Genomic DNA, 17,040 nt, shown 5'->3' with positions numbered 1-17,040 from the left:
CGTTGTGCCATCATCTGCATACCAGCGCCGGGCGCCAAGCAGCCGTATCCCTATCCGCTTGCTCCCGGCAGACCAACCGCCTTGTGCGCCGACCCTCGCGAAAGTCGCTGGCCGGTCTGACCCGGCCGTGGCACATCGACGGTCCTTAACGACAAGGTGTTACGAATGCGCGCGCGTGCCTGCCTGATCGCCATCCTCTTTGCCTCGGCTGCAACCGCGCAGACGCCTGGCACCACTTACCATCGCGCGCCTGATCCGATCGCCAAAGCACTCGAGATGCCGCCCACACCGGCGGTTGCGATCAGTCCCGACCATCGCACGCTCGCAATCCTCGGCCGGGAGAACCTGCCGACGATCGCCAATCTCTCCAAACCCATCCTGCGGCTCGGTGGCTACCGCATCGATCCCGCCACCAACGGCCAGGCCGAGGTGCGCGTCCAATGGCTCAATCGCCTGAGCTTCAAGGACATCGACGGCGGCCGCACCATCGACGTCAAACTTCCGGCCGGCTTGCGCTTCGCTGCACCGCGCTGGTCTCCCAATGGCAGTCGCCTGGCCTTCTATGCCCAGGAGCCCGACGGCCTGTCGCTATGGATCGCCGATCGCGACGGCAGCGCTCGTCCGATCGCCAAAGGTTTGAACGGCACCTTCGGCTCTCCCTATGTCTGGATGCCCGACGGAACCGCGCTGATTGCCTATACGATACCCGCTGGACGGGGCGCCCCTCCTGTCGCTGCGACGACCCCGACCGGCCCCGTCGTGCAGGAAAGCAGCGGCCGCACGTCAGCTGCGCGCACGTACGAGGACTTGCTTCACAACACCTATGACGAGGCGCTGTTCGACCATTATTTTACCGGGCAGCTCGTCCGCATCGGGCTCGATGGCGTTGCGAAGCCGATCGGTAAAGCGGGGCTCGTGACCGATTTCAGCGTTTCGCCCGATGGTCGCTACCTTCTGACCGAGCAGCTGAAGCGTCCTTACTCCTATCTGCTGCCCGCCCGCTTCTTCGCGACCGAGATCGCCGTATCGACGATCGAGGGAAACCCGGTCAGGACGCTGGTCGACCGGCCGCTCGCCGACGACCTGCCCGTCGACTTCGACGCCACCGTGAAAGGGCCACGCGAAGCGACGTGGCGTTCCGATGCGCCGGCGACGCTGGTCTGGGCGGAAGCGCTAGACGGGGGCAATCCGCGCACGAAGGTCGCCTTCCACGACAAGATCGTGATGCAGGCCGCGCCGTTCGACGCGGCGCCCGTCGAGCTTGCGCAGACGCCCTCGCGCTATGCCGAGACGATGTGGGGGGACAACGGTTTTGCGATGATCGTGGCGCGCGATTGGCGCACGCGAACCGAGCACCGGCTGGCAGTTGCTCCGTCACGCCCCGGTCAAGGCCGCACGCTGCTGACGTTCAATTATCAGGATCAGTACGGTGATCCGGGCGAGCCGCTGATCGACGAGAACAGCGCCGGCAAGCCGGTGATGCGCTTCACGCCTGCGCACGACGCCATCTATGTCACCGGCGAGGGCGCCACCAAGGAAGGGGCATTCCCGTTCCTTGCCACCCTGCCGCTTGCCGGCGGCAAGCAAACCCGGATCTGGAACGCCAAGCCCCCTATTATGAGCCGGTGGTGGCGATGCTGGATGACCGCGGGCGCATCCTGACGCGGCGTGAAAGTGCGACGCAAGCCCCGAACTACATGATCCGCAACACTAAGGGCGATCGCGCAAAGGCCGTCACCTCGTTCCCGGACCCAAATCCGGTATTCGCTGGCGTCACCCAGCGGACGATCACCTATAAGCGCGCAGACGGCGTTCCCTTGTCGGGCACGCTCTATCTGCCCGCCGGTTACGACGCCAAGCGCGACGGTCCGCTGCCGACGCTCCTCTGGGCCTACCCTTCCGAATTTACCGACGCGAAGGTCGCCGGGCAAACGGTCGATCAGGGCAACCGCTTCACGCGTCCGCGCGGGATCAGCCACCTGTTCCTGCTGACCCAGGGCTATGCGATCCTCGACGATCCGGCGATGCCGATCATCGGCGAGGGCGACGCCGAGGCCAACGACACCTATGTCAAGCAATTGCGCGACGACGCGCAGGCCGCGGTCGATGCGGTGGTGAAACTCGGCGTCGGCGACCGGACACGCATGGCGGTCGGTGGGCACAGCTACGGTGCCTTCATGACCGCCAATCTGCTCGCCCACACCGACCTGTTCCGCGCCGGCATTGCACGCTCGGGCGCGTACAACCGCACGCTAACCCCGTTCGGCTTCCAGGCCGAGCAGCGAACCTATTGGCAGGCGACCCCGACCTACACCGAAATGAGTCCGTTCACCTATGCCGACCGGATCAAGGCGCCGATCCTCCTCATCCATGGCGCGGCCGACGACAACAGCGGCACCTTCCCGATCCAGTCCGAGCGCATGTACGCTGCGCTCAAGGGCAATGGCGCGACCGTCCGCTACGTCGTCCTGCCCAATGAGCCGCATGGGTATCGCGCGCTGGAATCAACCGGGGAAACCTTGTGGCAGATGACGGACTGGCTCGACCGTTACGTCAAGCCCAAGCCTTCCGTTGCAACATCAACGGCCACGCCCATCGCCAAGTAAGCGCGACCTGCCTCATTGCCCCCCGTTCCGGACTGCCGGACGGGCCCTTTGTAAGCGACGGCGTGACTCCGGATGCGTGCCATTGCGAGCGCCTGACTCCGCCCGCCGCCTAGCTTCCGTGAGACTGGCTCGGCACTGATCGCCGGCCAAGATCCTGAATTACAACGCGCGTCGGTAGCATCGGCGGACACACACTGCGTACGCGTCGTTTACGGGTCGCATCGCATGTAGAATCCGGAGTGCGTCCCATCTTCAACGTCGTCTTCGCAATACCAGCGCTGATCGTCCTGGCACGCTGGCTGTCACCCCTGCCGCTGCCGCTCTGGGCAAAGATACCTGCGGGGCTCCTGATGCTGGCGGCGTCGCAGTTCCACCTGTGGAGCCGCTTCTCGTCGGGCTCGGTGTTCGCGCCCGAGTTCCCGCGGCTGATCGTGATCCTTTTCAACTGGGCGTTTGGCGCCCTCGTCCTCCTTGCCGTGTTCCAGTTGCTGCTCGACCTGGGGGCGCTGCTGACGATGCTCGTTCGTCGTGAGATGATCTGGGAACCGGCCGCACTACGCTACGCCGTTGGGGGACTGGCGGCGGTACTGGCCGGGGTCGGAGTGGCCAACGCGCTCCGTGTTCCGCCGGTAAAGAACGTGACGGTGGCGATCCGTGACCTGCCGCGATCCTTCGACGGCTACAGGATCGTTCAGCTTACCGACCTTCATATCAGCCGGCTTTTTACCCCCGGATGGACGAAGGCAGTGGTGGATCGTGCCAATGGAGCCGGTGCTGACCTGATCGTCGTGACAGGCGATTTCATCGACGGCTCGGTCGAGATGCGTCGCGAGGACGTAGCGCCATTGCAGCAGCTCCGTGCACCGGACGGAGTCTATGCGATCCCGGGCAACCACGAATATTTCTTCGATTACGGCGCATGGATGCGGCACCTGTCGTCCATGAATTTTCGCATGTTGACGAACAAACATGCCGTGATCGAACGTGGGGGTGAGCGGCTGATCGTCGCCGGGGTCACGGACCTGTCGGCGCCAAGCGTCGGTGAGGCCAAGCCCGATCTCGCGCTTGCACTCCAGGGAGCCCCCGTCCGCGCCCCGATCATCCTGCTCGACCATCAGCCTCGCGATGCACGCAATGCGGCTGCGCGCGGCGTAGCGCTTCAGCTCTCCGGGCATACCCATGGCGGCATGATCGTCGGTCTCGACCGGCTCGTCGCGCGCGGCAATGCCGGCTATGTGTCGGGACGATACGCGGTCGGCGGGATGACGCTGTACGTCAGCAACGGCACCGGCCTGTGGCCGGGCTTCGCGCTTCGGCTTGGGGTGCCGTCCGAGATTACGCTGCTCACATTGCGTCCATCGGAATAGCGCGGTCGCGCAAGTTTCCGATGCGGGTCACTCAGAAACGAGCCCTGTCGAAATCACGAATTGACGTTCGCAGGCGCAGCAATCAGAACGGCGCAAGGAGGCTTCGGGAACATCCTGCGCATCGTGATCATCGACGATACCGGCCTTCGCGCGACCGTTCTCGAAGAGGGATTGCGGGAGGCGGGCTATGACGACATCCATGTCGTGCCGCCGCGTGGCGCCTTCGTCGCGCGACTGGAGCGGATGGCGCCCGACGTGGTGCTGATGGACCTTGGCGATCCCAGCCGCGATACGCTGGAAGAGATGCTCGTGGTCAGCCGCGCGCTGGCCCGGCCGATCGCGATGTTCGTCGACCGGTCGGACGATACGATGATCGGCGCCGCGATCGATGCGGGCGTATCGGCCTATGTCGTTGACGGGCTGCGCAAGGAGCGCGTCAAACCGATCATCGACCTCGCCATCCGCCGCTTCAACGCCTTCGCCCGTATGCAGGCGGCGCTCGACGAGGCGACCACCGCGCTTGCGGACCGCAAGACGATCGACAAGGCGAAGAGCATCCTGATGACCAGCCGCAACCTGTCGGAACCCGACGCTTATGCGCTGTTGCGCTCGACCGCGATGAATCAGAACCGGCGCATCGTCGACGTCGCGGAGGCGCTGATCACCGCGGCCGGGCTGCTGGGAGGTGGCGCGTGACGCCGCTGGCGATCGCCTTCCTGCCGCTGACCGACAGCGCGGTGCTGGTCAGCGCGCGCGAAAAGGGCTTCGCCGCCGAGCGCGACATCGATCTCACCTTGGTGCGCACCACATCTTGGGCGACGGTGCGCGACCGCCTGGTGTTCGGTCAGGTTCAGGCCGCGCACATGCTGGCGCCACTCGCGATCGCGGTAACGCTGGGGCTCAGCCAGCATCCCGCGGCGATCGCCGCGCCGTTTAAGCTCAACATCAACGGCAACATGCTGGTGATGGCGGGCGGTTTCGCCGCCGCCCTCGACCCCGACGTGATCCGGCGCACCGCCGATCCGGTCGGCAGCGCGCACGACTTCGCCGCCGCGATCGGCTTGTACCATCGCAAGCCGATCATCGGCGTGGTCCACCGCTTCTCCAGCCACGCGCTGATGCTGCGATATTGGCTCGGCTATGCCGGGATCGACGCCGATCGCGACGTGACGCTGCGCGTCCTGCCCCCGTCGCTGATGGCGGAAGCGCTACGCACCGGCGAGATCGACGGCTTCATCGCGGGCGAGCCCTATGGCAGCATCGCGATCGGCGAAGGTCTGGCGGAGGCCGTGGCGCTCGGTCCGTGCATTTGGCAGCGTGGCGTCGAAAAAGTGCTGGCGATGCGCCGCGACTGGATGGAGGCGAACGCCGACGTCGTCGACCGCCTGCTTCAGGCGCTCACCGCGGCGGCCGCCTGGTGCGACGATCCCGCCAACCGTGAAGAGCTGGCTGAGCTGCTCGCCCGCGACGAATATGTCGGGCAACCGGCTTCGGCGTTGCTGCCTGCGCTTTCGGGTCGGCTGACCTTGAGTGCCGATCAAAGCACCGTCGATGTGCCCGACGCGTTGCTGTTCCATCGCGAGGCCGCTGGGTTCCCGTGGCGCAGCCAAGCGCTGTGGATCTATTCGCAGCTGGTCCGATGGAGGATGATCACCGCCAGCCCGGATAACGAACGGCAGGCGGCCGAGGTTTTCCGCTCCGACATCTATCGCCGTGCGCTGGTCGACATGGGTGAACCGATGCCGGGCGCGAGCCTGAAGCTGGAAGGCGCGGTGACGCAGCCGATGCCCGTGGGTGCGTATCGGGGCGCACTGACGCTGGGGCCGGATCGGTTCTTCGACGGCGCCGTGTTCGATCCCGCGGATGTTGCCGGCTATTTGCGCACCTATCGCATCGGCACTGACCACATCTGATATTTTGCACTTGCGAAGAAACGCGACTTCGGTCAGCTTTCGGTCCTGATCCGCGACGCAGCGGGTTCAGCCGGGATGCCGCGCCAGCGCGGGTGGGCAGCCCCATCGATTTCGCCAGCAAAGCCGCTGACCGCCTTCCCGATCGGGAGAGGCGGCCAGTGGCGTTTGCCGTGCAAGGACAAACCCTTTTTGACGGAGTTTTCCGATGGCCACCGCATATTGGGAGGAAGATCCCGCCAAGTCCGCTACCGGCTTCTGGTCGAGCGGGCACACCCCGACGCTGATCGCCGCCTTCCTGTATTTCGATCTCGCCTTCATGGTGTGGGTGCTGCTCGGGCCGCTGGCGCCTGACATCGCCAAGACGCTGGCGCTCACTCCCGCGCAGAAGGGGTTCATGGTCGCCACGCCGACGCTCGCGGGCGCGGTGCTGCGCGTCGTCAACGGCTTGCTGGTCGACCAGATCGGGCCGAAGCGCGCCGGTGCGATCAGCCAGATCATCGTCATCGCCGGGCTACTTTCCGCCTGGATGCTGGGAGTGAACAGCTTCGGCGGAACGGTAGCACTCGGCGTGATCCTGGGGTTTGCCGGCGCCAGCTTCGCCATCGCGCTGCCGCTCGCCAGCCGTTGGTATCCGCCCGAGCATCAGGGCAAGGCCATGGGTCTCGCCGGAATGGGCAATTCGGGCACCGTGCTCGCCGCATTGTTCGCGCCGACGCTCGCAAAGATGTTCGGCTGGAATGCGGTGCTCGGACTGGCGTGCGTGCCGCTCGTGCTCGTCCTGATCGCGTATCTCGCGATGGCGAAGGACGCGCCGGGACGGCCGGCGCCCAAGAGCGTGGGCGAATATCTCCAGCCGCTGCGGCAGGCCGATTCCTGGTGGTTGATGGGCTTCTACGCCGTCACGTTCGGCGGCTTCGTCGGGCTGGCGGCGAGCCTGCCGATCTATTTCACCGAACGCTTCGGCCTGACGACCGTCACCGCCGGCTATTGCACCGCCGGCTGCGTTTTCGCCGGATCGCTGGTCCGCCCGATGGGTGGCGCGCTTGCCGATGCGATCGGTGGCGTCAAGGCGTTGACCGGCGTGTTCATCGTGGCGGCGCTGGCACTGGCGGGGGTCAGCATCGCGCCGACGCTGACGGTCGCACTGTTGTTCTTCGTCGTCGCCATGCTGGCGCTGGGCGTTGGAAATGGATCGATCTTCCAGCTCGTGCCGCAGCGGTTCGCCGCGGAGATCGGCGTGATGACCGGACTGGTCGGCATGGCCGGCGGAATCGGCGGCTTCTATCTCGCCTCGTCGCTCGGCCTCGCCAAGCAATGGACCGGCAGCTTCGCGCCCGGTTTTCTGATCTTCGCCGCACTGGCGCTGGTCGCGCTGGGCGGGCTGACGCTGGTCAAGGCGACCTGGCGGCGGACGTGGGGCGCGGCCGCGGGCGTGCGGATCTGATCGCATCGGGGCGGGCCGCGCGCACCGACGCCGCCCGGACATTCCTTCGGGGGAAACCATGGAGAAACTGATCGCAACGGCGGCCGCACTGGTCGTCGCTGGGCCGGCGTGCGCGCAGACCGTCACGCTCACACCGTTGGTCGACGCCCGCACCCGCTACGAATATGCCACGCAGGACGGCATCGCCGACGACGCCGACGCACTCACCCTCCGGCTCCGCACCGGCGTCGAGGCGAAGGCAAGCGGCCTGTCGGCGTTGGTCGAGGCACAGGGCACGCTGGCGGTGGTCGACCGTTACTACGACGGACTCCACGGCGCGCAGACCCGACCGCTGGTGGCCGATCCGCAGAATGTCGCGCTATATCGGGCGCAAGTCCGCTACGCCGGAAAGGGATATGCGCTCACCGCCGGGCGACAGCGGATCGCGCTGGATGACGAACGGTTCGTCGGCGCGATCGCGTTTCGCGACAACGGCCAAACGTTCGACGCCGTCCGCGCGGAGATCGCGCCCGCGCCGCATGTGAAGGCAGACCTCACCTACGCCTGGGCGCAGCGGACGATCTGGGGGATCGACGGACGCGGGGCACGGCAACCGTCGGTGTCCGGCGACAACGTGTTCGTCAATCTCGGCTACCAGACCCGGCTCGGCACGCTCACCGCCTTTGCCTATCTCGTCGATCAGGACGAGGCCGCGGTGCAGGCATTTCGCCTGTCGAGCCAGACCTATGGCGGGCGTTTCGGCGGCGGCATCACCCTCTCGCAGACTGCGAAGCTCAGCTATCAGCTCAGCTACGCGCGTCAGCAGGATTGGCACCGCAATCCCAACCGCTACCGGGCCTATTACTATCTGGCCGACGCCGCGCTCGCACTGTCCGCACTGAAAGTCGGCGGCGGATTTGAGGTGCTAGGCGCCAATCGCGGCGCTGCGTTGACCTCGTTCCAGACGCCGCTCGCCACCGCCTTCAAGTTTCAGGGATGGGCGGACAAATTCCTGACCACCCCGCCCGATGGCGTCCGCGACCTGTACAGCAATGTCGGCTATGGCCTGAAGACGGGATCACGACTGGGGACGATCGCACTGCAGGCCAGCTACCACCGGTTCGACAGCGACCGGCTGGTCCGCCACTACGGCGACGAACTCGACCTGCTCGCCTCCGCCAAGGTCGGGCGGACCGCGCTATCGGTCCGCTATGCCGATTACCAGGCGGATCGCTTCGCCACCGACACGCGGAAATTGTGGTTGCAGGCCGACTGGACGCTGTGACGATGCTGCGCCTGCGAGAAGGCTCTTGCAGGTCGCGGCGAATCACGGCATCTTCTCTTTCGATCGGGCGACGATGCCCGTCGATCACAGGCTGGCCGCTCCAATGCTGGATGCGGACGGCGCATCGCTCGGTCAGCGGCTCGTCCGCTACCGCTCACGATGATGGCAAGGCCGCCATGCAGGCGCTGGGTTCACCAGCGTCCGCATGGCGGCCTTTTTCGTTTCCGGAGCATTGACCCATGGACTTCGAAGGCTTTGCAAAGGTCGATTTCGAGGAGGCGCTAGAGCCCTCCGCGCTCGACGATCGCTCCTCCCGCCCCGATCGCCAGCATCTGGTGGTCGTCGGCAACGGCATGGCGGGCTGCCGCGCGATCGAGGAATTGCTCGCGCGCGATGCCGGACGCTACCGCGTCACGATCTTCGGCGCCGAACCACATGTGAACTACAATCGCATCATGCTCTCCCCGGTGTTGGCGGGTGAGAAGACCTTCGACGACATCGTCATCAACGGCCACGACTGGTACGCCGACCACGGGATCGAGCTGATCGCGGGCGATCCGATCGAGACGATCGACCGCGTGGCGAAAGTGGTGACCGCGCGATCGGGGCGCAGCGTGGGCTACGACAAGCTGCTCCTCGCCACCGGGTCCGATCCGTTCATCATTCCGGTGCCGGGCAAGGACCTCCCCGGCGTCATCACCTTCCGCGACATGAACGACGTCGATCACATGCTGGCCGCAGCCGATAGAGGTGGCGATGCGGTGGTGATCGGCGGCGGGCTGCTCGGGCTGGAGGCTGCGCACGGCCTGTCGCTACGCGGCATGAAGGTGACGGTGATCCACCTCGCCAAGACGCTGATGGAGCGGCAACTCGACGAAGCGGCGGGCTGGTTGCTCAAGACCGCGCTTGAGGCGCGCGGTCAGGTGATCCTGACCGAGGCGAACACCGCCGCGATCGTCGGCGATGGGCAGGTGGAGGGCGTTCGGCTGGCCGATGGCACGCTGGTTCCCGCCAGCCTTGTCGTCATGGCGGTTGGCATCCGCCCCGCCACCGCACTCGCCCGCACCGCCGGACTTGAGGTGGGGCGCGGCATCAAGGTCGACGATCATATGGTCACGTCCGACCCCGACGTGCTCGCGGTCGGCGAATGCGTCGAACATGACGGTCAGATCTACGGACTGGTCGCGCCGTTGTGGGACATGTGCCGAAGCCTCGCCGACGGCCTGGTCGACCGGCACAGCGGCTATCGCGGCTCGGTCACCTCCACCAAGCTGAAGGTGTCGGGGATCGACGTCTTCTCGGCGGGTGATTTCGCCGGCGGCGATGGCGCAGAGGACATCGTGCTGCGCGATGCCAGCCGCGGCATCTACAAGCGCGTCGTGGTGCGCGGCGACCGGATCGTCGGCGCGGTCCTGTACGGCGATACCGCGGACGGCAGCTGGTATTTCGATCTGCTGAAGAGGGGCGAGGACGTCTCCGCCATCCGCGACGTGCTGATCTTCGGCCAAGCCTTCGCCTCCGGAGGTGGGCATGCGGACCCTAAGGCGGCCGTTGCGGCGCTCTCGGACGATGCCGAGATCTGCGGCTGCAGCGGCGTGACCAAGGGCAAGGTCTGCCAGACGATCGTCGACGGCGCGATCAGCCTCGACGCGGTACGATCGACCTGCAAAGCCTCGGCATCCTGCGGGTCCTGCACCGGGCTGGTCGAACAATTGCTGTCGATCACGCTCGGCGCGGATTACGGCGGCGAGCGCACCGTGAAGACGATGTGCAAGTGCACCAGCTTCGGCCATGACGACGTCCGTCGCGAGATCGTCGCGCAAGGCATGCGCTCGATCCCGGAGGTGATGCACAAGCTGCATTGGTCGACCCCCGACGGCTGTTCCTCCTGCCGCCCGGCGCTCAATTACTACCTGCTCTGCGCGCTACCCGGCGAGTATAAGGACGACCAGCAGAGCCGCTTCGTCAACGAGCGGATGCATGCCAATATTCAGAAGGACGGCACCTATTCGGTCGTGCCACGCATGTGGGGCGGCCTGACCAACCCGCGGGAGCTGCGCGCGATCGCCGACGTGGTCGAGAAGTTCGACGCGCCGATGGTGAAGGTGACCGGCGGCCAGCGGCTCGATATCTTCGGGATCAAGAAGGAGGATCTGCCCGCGGTCTGGGCCGACCTGAACGCCGCGGGGATGGTGTCGGGCCACGCCTATGGCAAGTCGCTGCGTACGGTGAAGACTTGCGTCGGATCGGAATGGTGCCGCTTCGGCACGCAGGATTCGACCGGTCTGGGCGTCAAGATCGAGCAGATGACGTGGGGATCGTGGATGCCCCACAAATTCAAGATCGCGGTGTCCGGCTGCCCACGCAATTGCGCAGAGGCGACGATCAAGGACTTCGGGATCGTCTGCGTCGACTCTGGTTACGAGCTTCACGTCGGTGGCAACGGTGGGATCAAGGTCCGCGCCACCGATCTGCTCTGCAAGGTCGCGACCGAAGCGGAAGCGATTGAAGTCTGCGCCGCCTTCATCCAGCTATATCGCGAAGAAGCGCGCTACCTGGAGCGCACCGCGCCGTGGATCGAGCGCGTCGGGATGGACCATATCAAGTCCAGCCTGCTCGACGATCCCGAGGCCATCCCCGCCCTCGCCGCACGCTTCCGCTTCTCGCAGCGCTTCATGCAGGACGACCCGTGGCAGAAGCGCGTCACGGGCGAGGATGCGCATCTGCATCAGCCGCTGCTGGTCACGGCACAATGACGGAGACGATCATGCAGGACTGGCTCGACGTCGGCACGCTGGCCGATATTCCCACGCAGGGCGCACGCACGCTGACGCTGGACGGCACACCGATCGCCATCTTCCGCACCGTGGACGATCACGTCTTCGCGCTGGTTGACCGGTGCCCGCACAAGGGCGGCCCGCTCAGCCAGGGCATCGTCCACGGCCATGCGGTGGCCTGCCCGCTCCACAATTGGCGGATCGCGCTGGCAAGCGGCCAGGCGCAGGGTGCCGACCATGGCTGCACCCCGACGCTGGCGGTGCGGCGGGAGGGCGAGCGCATCCTGCTCGCTCGCCCTCTCCCGCTTGCGGACGCGGCCTGAGATGACGGCGGCGGTCCGCACCACCTGCGCCTATTGCGGTGTCGGCTGCGGCATCCTCGCGACGCGGACCGGCGAGCGATCGGTCGCGATCCAAGGCGATCCCGATCACCCCGCCAATCACGGCCGGCTCTGTTCCAAGGGCACGCATCTGGGCGAAACGGTCGGGCTGGAAGGGCGGCTGCTGACCCCGATGATCGGCGACAAGGCGGCGAGCTGGGACAAGGCGCTCGACCTCGTCGCGCGCCGCTTCCGTGAGACGATCGCGCGCTACGGACCGAACAGCGTCGCCTTTTACGTCTCGGGCCAATTGCTGACCGAGGACTATTACGTCGCCAACAAGCTGATGAAGGGCTTCATCGGATCGGCCAACATCGACACCAATTCGCGGCTGTGCATGTCGAGCGCGGTCGCCGGACACGTCCGCGCCTTCGGTGAGGACGTCGTCCCCGCCAGCTATGACGACCTCGACGCAGCCGATTTGATCGTGCTGGTCGGCTCCAATACCGCCTGGTGCCACCCGATCGTCTATCAGCGGATCATGGCCGCGCGCGAGGCACGTGGCACGCGGCTGGTCGTGATCGATCCGCGCCGTACCGAAACGGCGGAGGGCGCCGACCTCCACCTCGCCATTCGACCCGGCAGCGACGTGGCGCTGATGAACGGCCTGCTCGCGCATTGCCGCCACACGGGCATGACCGACGATGCGCAACTCGACGTGCCCGATGGCTTCTGGGACACGATCACGCGCGACGCCGATCTGTGGTCAACGGCCCGCGCCTGCGACGTGCCTCCTGCCGATCTCAACCGCTTTTTCGAGCTGTTCGCTGCGACGCCGCGCACCGTGACGTTGTTCAGCCAGGGGATCAACCAGTCGGTGCGCGGCACCGATCAGGTCAACGCGATCATCAACGTCCATCTCGCGACCGGGCGCATCGGCAAGCCGGGCGCCGCGCCGTTCTCGATCACCGGGCAGCCCAATGCGATGGGCGGCCGCGAAGTCGGGGGCCTTGCGACGACGCTCGCCGCGCATATGGATTTCACCCCCGATCATGTCGCGTGCATCGCCCGCTTCTGGGCCGCACCGCACATGGCGACCAGGCCGGGGCTGAAGGCGGTCGACCTTTTTCGCGCGGTCGACGAAGGGCGGATCAAGGCGCTGTGGATCATGGCAACCAACCCCGCCGTCTCGATGCCCGACGCGACGCGCGTCCGCGAGGCACTGGCGGCGTGCCCGTTCGTCGTGGTCTCCGACGTCGTCGCGCGGACCGACACCAGCGAGCACGCACATGTCCGTCTTCCCGCCGCCGGCTGGGGAGAGAAGGACGGCACCGTCACCAACTCCGACCGCACGATCAGCCGCCAGCGTGCGGTGCTGCCGCTACCCGGCGACGCAAAACCCGATTGGTGGATCGTCAGTCAGGTCGCGAGCCGGATGGGATGGGCGTCGCACTTCGCTTACGATCGCCCCGCCGACATCTGGCGCGAACATGCCCGGCTGTCGCTTTATCAGAATGGCGGCGAGCGGCTGTTCGCGCTGCCGGGTCAAGCCGGGATCAGCAACGCCGCCTATGACGCGATGGCACCGTTCCGCTGGGGTGGAATGCCATTTGCCGACGGTCGCTTCCCCACCCCATCGGGCCGCGCACGCCTCGTCGCCCCGCAGTCGCCTTCGGTTGCCGCCCCGCTGAAGCAATGGCCGATGACGCTCAACACCGGCCGGTATCGCGACCAGTGGCACACGATGACCCGCACCGGGCTGAGCCCCAAGCTGGCGCGCCACCGCGAAGAGCCGTTGGTCGAGGTCCACCCGTCCGACGCCGCTGCGCTGGGCCTCCTCGACGGCGGCCTCGCTCGCGTTGCGACCCCACAAGGCACCAGCCTCTACCGCGTCGCGCTCAGCGAGGGCCAGCGCGTGGGTGAGCTGTTCGTGCCGATCCACTGGACGGACCAGGTCGCGAACGGCGGCCGTACCGGTTTGTTGTCGCGACCGCTCGTCGACCCGCATTCGGGCCAACCCGGCTTCAAAGCCACGCCTGCCTCGATCACCGCCGTCACTACGGAGTGGCGCGCCTTCGCCATCCTGCGCACCAGCGCACCGCCGCCATTGCCCGACGTCGTCTGGGCGACGCGCGTCGCGGTGCCGGCGGGATGGATGATCGAACTGGCCGGAAACGGCGATCCCGCAGCCTTGCAGGCGTTGCTGCCGTCCGGCCAGCAGGTCGAGGCGCAGGATCGGGCTCGCGGCACATGGCGCGTCGCCGTGCTGGAACAGGATCGCCTCGCGGCGTGCCTGTTCCTCGCACGCGACGGATCGCTGCCACCGCGCGACTGGCTCATCCAGCAACTCGGCGCGGCAGCCGGACCGGCCGTGCTCGCCGGGCGCGCACCCGGCGGGGTCGTCGATCGCGGCCCGATCGTCTGCGCCTGCTTCGATGTCGGCATGAAGACCATCGTCGCCGCCATCGCGGAACAGCGGCTGACCGATGTCGCCGCGATCGGCAAGGCGCTCGGCGCTGGCACCAACTGCGGCTCGTGCCGCCCGGCGCTCGCGCGCCTCGTCACCGACCATCAGGAGATCGCCGATGCTGCCATCCAATGAGATCGCCCCCGGCACGGTCTGGCTGGTCGGCGCTGGACCCGGCGACCCGGAGTTGCTGACCCGCAAAGCCGAACGCCTGATCCGCGCCGCCGACATCATCTTCTACGATGCATTGGTCGGCCCTGCCGTGCTCGCACTCGCCTCCCCGACCACCGAATGCCTGTCAGTCGGCAAGAGATCGGGACGCCATTCCAAGGTGCAGGAGACGATCAACGACCTGATCCTCGCTGCCGCACAAGCGGGACGGCGCGTGGTGCGACTGAAAGGCGGCGATCCGTCGATCTTCGGCCGCTCCGCCGAAGAAGCCGCGCACCTTTCGGCGCATGGCATCCCTGTGCACATCTGTCCCGGAATTACCGCCGCCAGCGCCGCTGCCGCGTCGAGCGGCGTTTCGTTGACGCTGCGCGGCCTCGCGCGATCATTGACCTTCGTCACGGCCCATGCCCGCGACGGCGAGCCGATCGATCTGAACTGGCCGGCGCTGGCGCGCGCGGAGAGCACGCTGGCCGTCTACATGGGCCGCGCCGCCGCGGGCGAGGTCGCGACGCGGCTGATGGCAGCGGGGCGGGCTCCTTCGACCCCCGTGCTGATCGTCGTCAACGCCTCACTCCCGACCGAGCGATGCATTCGCGGGCAATTGTCGGCGCTCGCCTTCTTGGTTCGGACGATCAGCGACGACGACCCGACGTTGCTCCTGATCGGCGAGGCCGTGCGGTCCAGCGGCGCGCCTGACCTAGTGGCAGCGTGCGATCATGCTCGCCCGTACGAAACCGCTTAGGATTGCAGGCCCGACGATGAGAAGATCGTATCGCAAGCTTTTGCTCCGGCCTGCCTGTGGCTGGAAACACTTCTTTGTTTATACGGCGATGTGCTGCCTGGCCGTTCTACCGCCTGCGTTGCTGTCATAGAACGACCGTCAGCACCATCGTGAGCGCCGCCCCCATGTCGCGCGCCGCCTTCCGAGAGAAGCTCCGTGCCGCGGTCGAGCGCCAGACCCGGCTGGTGCGGGTGCGCTCGGCCTAAGGCCGCTGACGATCGTGCAGGGTACGACCCGGCACTACCGCGGAAGGTCGCCGAGAATAGCAAGCGCCTGATCCGCTGACCCGCTGCTCAATTGCTCTGTTGCCGGAACATGGCTCCCGCTTAGATCGCTGATAGGGACAAGCGACGATTGCGGGTGTAACCCGCAATCTTCAAGGGCCTGCAAAGCGGTGCCATGTGGGGAGAATTCGGTTGCCTTCTCTTGCGACAGACGATGCCCTGACCGGCACGCGTGGCCTGGACGATGTTCTCAAAGGCGGGCTGGAACGGGCACGTACGTTCCTTCTCGAAGGCAGCCCGGGAACCGGCAAGACGACGATTGCGCTTCAGTTCTTGATGACCGGGGCAGTGGCGGGGGAACGCTGCCTGTATGTGACGCTATCGGAAACCGAGGATGAACTGCGTGCCTCTGCGCAGGCACACGGCTGGGATCTCGCCGGGGTCGAGCTGTATGAACTGATCCCGCCGGAGAACCTGCTTGATGAGGACCAGCAGCAAAGCCTGCTCTATTCCTCCGACTTGGAGCTTGGCGAGACCACGAAGCGCATCTTCGAGGCGTTCGAGCGGGTGAAGCCGCAGCGCGTCGTCATCGACAGCCTGTCCGAGATCCGCCTGCTCGCGCAGAGTTCGCTACGTTATCGGCGACAGATCCTCGCGCTGAAGCATTATTTCGCCAAGAGCCTGGCGACGGTGCTGATGCTCGATGATCTGACCACCGATGCCAACGACAAGACGGTGCACTCGGTGGCGCATGGGGTCATCCGGCTGGAGGAACTTGCCCCCGAATATGGATCGGAGCGTCGACGCCTGCGCGTCATCAAATATCGGGGTCGACATTTTCGCGGTGGCTACCACGACGCGACGATCGAGACGGGCGGCCTCCGGATTTATCCACGCCTCGTATCGTCCGAGCACCGGACCAGCTTTTCCCGCGACGTGCTGACCACGCAGTCGGACGAACTCAACCAGTTGCTCGGCGGCGGGATCGAGCGCGGGTCGAGCGTTCTGATGCTGGGTCCGGCAGGAACGGGCAAAAGCTCGATCGCGCTGACGTTCATCCAGACGGCGGTCGACCGCGGCGAAAGTGCGGCGATGTTCGTCTTTGACGAGGAAGTCGGGCTGCTGATCCAACGCGCATTGGGACTCGGCTTCGATCTTCAGGCCATGGTCGATGGCGGCAAGCTGTTGCTGCAGCAGGTCGATGCCGCCGAGCTGTCGCCGGGCGAATTCTCGGCGCGCGTGCGTCAGTCTGTCGAGGAATATGGGGCCAAGACCGTGATCGTCGACAGCCTCAACGGCTATCAGGCGGCGATGCCGGGCGAGCAGGCGCTGATCCTTCACCTGCACGAACTGCTGCAATATCTCAATCGACAGGGCGCGACGACCTTCCTGACGGTGGCTCAGCATGGGCTGGTGGGCGATATGAAGACCCCCGTCGACGTGACTTATCTGGCCGACACGGTCATTCTGCTCCGCTATTTCGAAGCGCTGGGCCGGGTTCGCCGCGCCATCTCGATCGTGAAGAAGCGCACCGGCCCTCACGAGAACACCATCCGCGAGTATCAGATCGGCAGCAACGGTATCACGCTCGGCAACCCGCTGACGCAGTTCCAGGGCGTCTTGCGTGGCGTGCCTACCCTGCACGGCGTGAACGATCTTCTGGACGGTGACGAGGCGTGAAGCGATCTACCGTTTCGGAACGTGCC

Annotated in this window: 12 protein-coding genes; all 12 read left to right on the top strand. The window is 66.2% G+C overall.

Translation table 11 applies throughout. The features are described 5' to 3' along the window. Positions 1 to 165: 165 nt before the first annotated feature. The 12 genes from QP166_RS05755 to QP166_RS05700 all read left to right on the top strand — a co-directional run bounded on the left by QP166_RS05755 (position 166) and on the right by QP166_RS05700 (position 17,014). On the top strand, positions 166 to 1,662 hold the full coding sequence (locus tag QP166_RS05755; protein ID WP_333915044.1) for a TolB family protein: 1,497 nt from the start codon (positions 166 to 168) through the stop codon (positions 1,660 to 1,662). After that, complete coding sequence (locus QP166_RS05750; protein WP_333917268.1) at positions 1,635 to 2,606, top strand: alpha/beta hydrolase family protein; 972 nt, start codon at positions 1,635 to 1,637, stop codon at positions 2,604 to 2,606. The genes QP166_RS05755 and QP166_RS05750 overlap by 28 nt, the downstream gene beginning before the upstream one ends. A gap of 239 nt (positions 2,607 to 2,845) precedes the next feature. After that, complete coding sequence (locus QP166_RS05745; protein WP_333915043.1) at positions 2,846 to 3,973, top strand: metallophosphoesterase; 1,128 nt, start codon at positions 2,846 to 2,848, stop codon at positions 3,971 to 3,973. Between the two features lie 114 nt (positions 3,974 to 4,087). Then, the gene (locus QP166_RS05740; RefSeq protein WP_333917267.1) at positions 4,088 to 4,669 is read left to right on the top strand and encodes an ANTAR domain-containing response regulator; all 582 of its coding nucleotides are present in this window, start codon (positions 4,088 to 4,090) and stop codon (positions 4,667 to 4,669) included. Next, positions 4,666 to 5,886 (top strand): CmpA/NrtA family ABC transporter substrate-binding protein, encoded by a 1,221-nt coding sequence (locus QP166_RS05735; protein WP_333915042.1) that lies wholly within the window; start codon positions 4,666 to 4,668, stop codon positions 5,884 to 5,886. The genes QP166_RS05740 and QP166_RS05735 overlap by 4 nt, the downstream gene beginning before the upstream one ends. A gap of 205 nt (positions 5,887 to 6,091) precedes the next feature. Beyond that, complete coding sequence (locus tag QP166_RS05730) at positions 6,092 to 7,330, top strand: nitrate/nitrite transporter (RefSeq protein ID WP_333915041.1); 1,239 nt, start codon at positions 6,092 to 6,094, stop codon at positions 7,328 to 7,330. Between the two features lie 58 nt (positions 7,331 to 7,388). After that, a complete protein-coding gene (locus QP166_RS05725) occupies positions 7,389 to 8,594 on the top strand; it encodes an alginate export family protein (protein ID WP_333915040.1) in 1,206 nt (401 codons plus the stop codon). Between the two features lie 239 nt (positions 8,595 to 8,833). Continuing rightward, positions 8,834 to 11,350: a nitrite reductase large subunit NirB gene (gene nirB / locus QP166_RS05720; protein WP_333915039.1), complete on the top strand. Its 2,517-nt coding sequence runs from the start codon at positions 8,834 to 8,836 to the stop codon at positions 11,348 to 11,350. A gap of 11 nt (positions 11,351 to 11,361) precedes the next feature. After that, on the top strand, positions 11,362 to 11,694 hold the full coding sequence (nirD, locus tag QP166_RS05715; RefSeq protein WP_333915038.1) for a nitrite reductase small subunit NirD: 333 nt from the start codon (positions 11,362 to 11,364) through the stop codon (positions 11,692 to 11,694). A 1-nt stretch (position 11,695) separates the two neighbouring features. Continuing rightward, the gene (locus QP166_RS05710) at positions 11,696 to 14,293 is read left to right on the top strand and encodes a molybdopterin-dependent oxidoreductase (RefSeq protein ID WP_333915037.1); all 2,598 of its coding nucleotides are present in this window, start codon (positions 11,696 to 11,698) and stop codon (positions 14,291 to 14,293) included. Beyond that, a complete protein-coding gene (gene cobA, locus QP166_RS05705) occupies positions 14,277 to 15,071 on the top strand; it encodes a uroporphyrinogen-III C-methyltransferase (protein ID WP_333915036.1) in 795 nt (264 codons plus the stop codon). The genes QP166_RS05710 and cobA overlap by 17 nt, the downstream gene beginning before the upstream one ends. A 455-nt stretch (positions 15,072 to 15,526) precedes the next feature. After that, positions 15,527 to 17,014, top strand: coding sequence for an ATPase domain-containing protein (locus QP166_RS05700; RefSeq protein ID WP_333915035.1), 1,488 nt, complete (start codon positions 15,527 to 15,529; stop codon positions 17,012 to 17,014). Positions 17,015 to 17,040 lie beyond the last annotated feature (26 nt).

It is taken from the genome of Sphingomonas sp. LR60 (genome assembly GCF_036855935.1).
Lineage (GTDB): Bacteria > Pseudomonadota > Alphaproteobacteria > Sphingomonadales > Sphingomonadaceae > Sphingomonas.
This window is presented reverse-complemented; position numbering and strand designations above follow the sequence as displayed.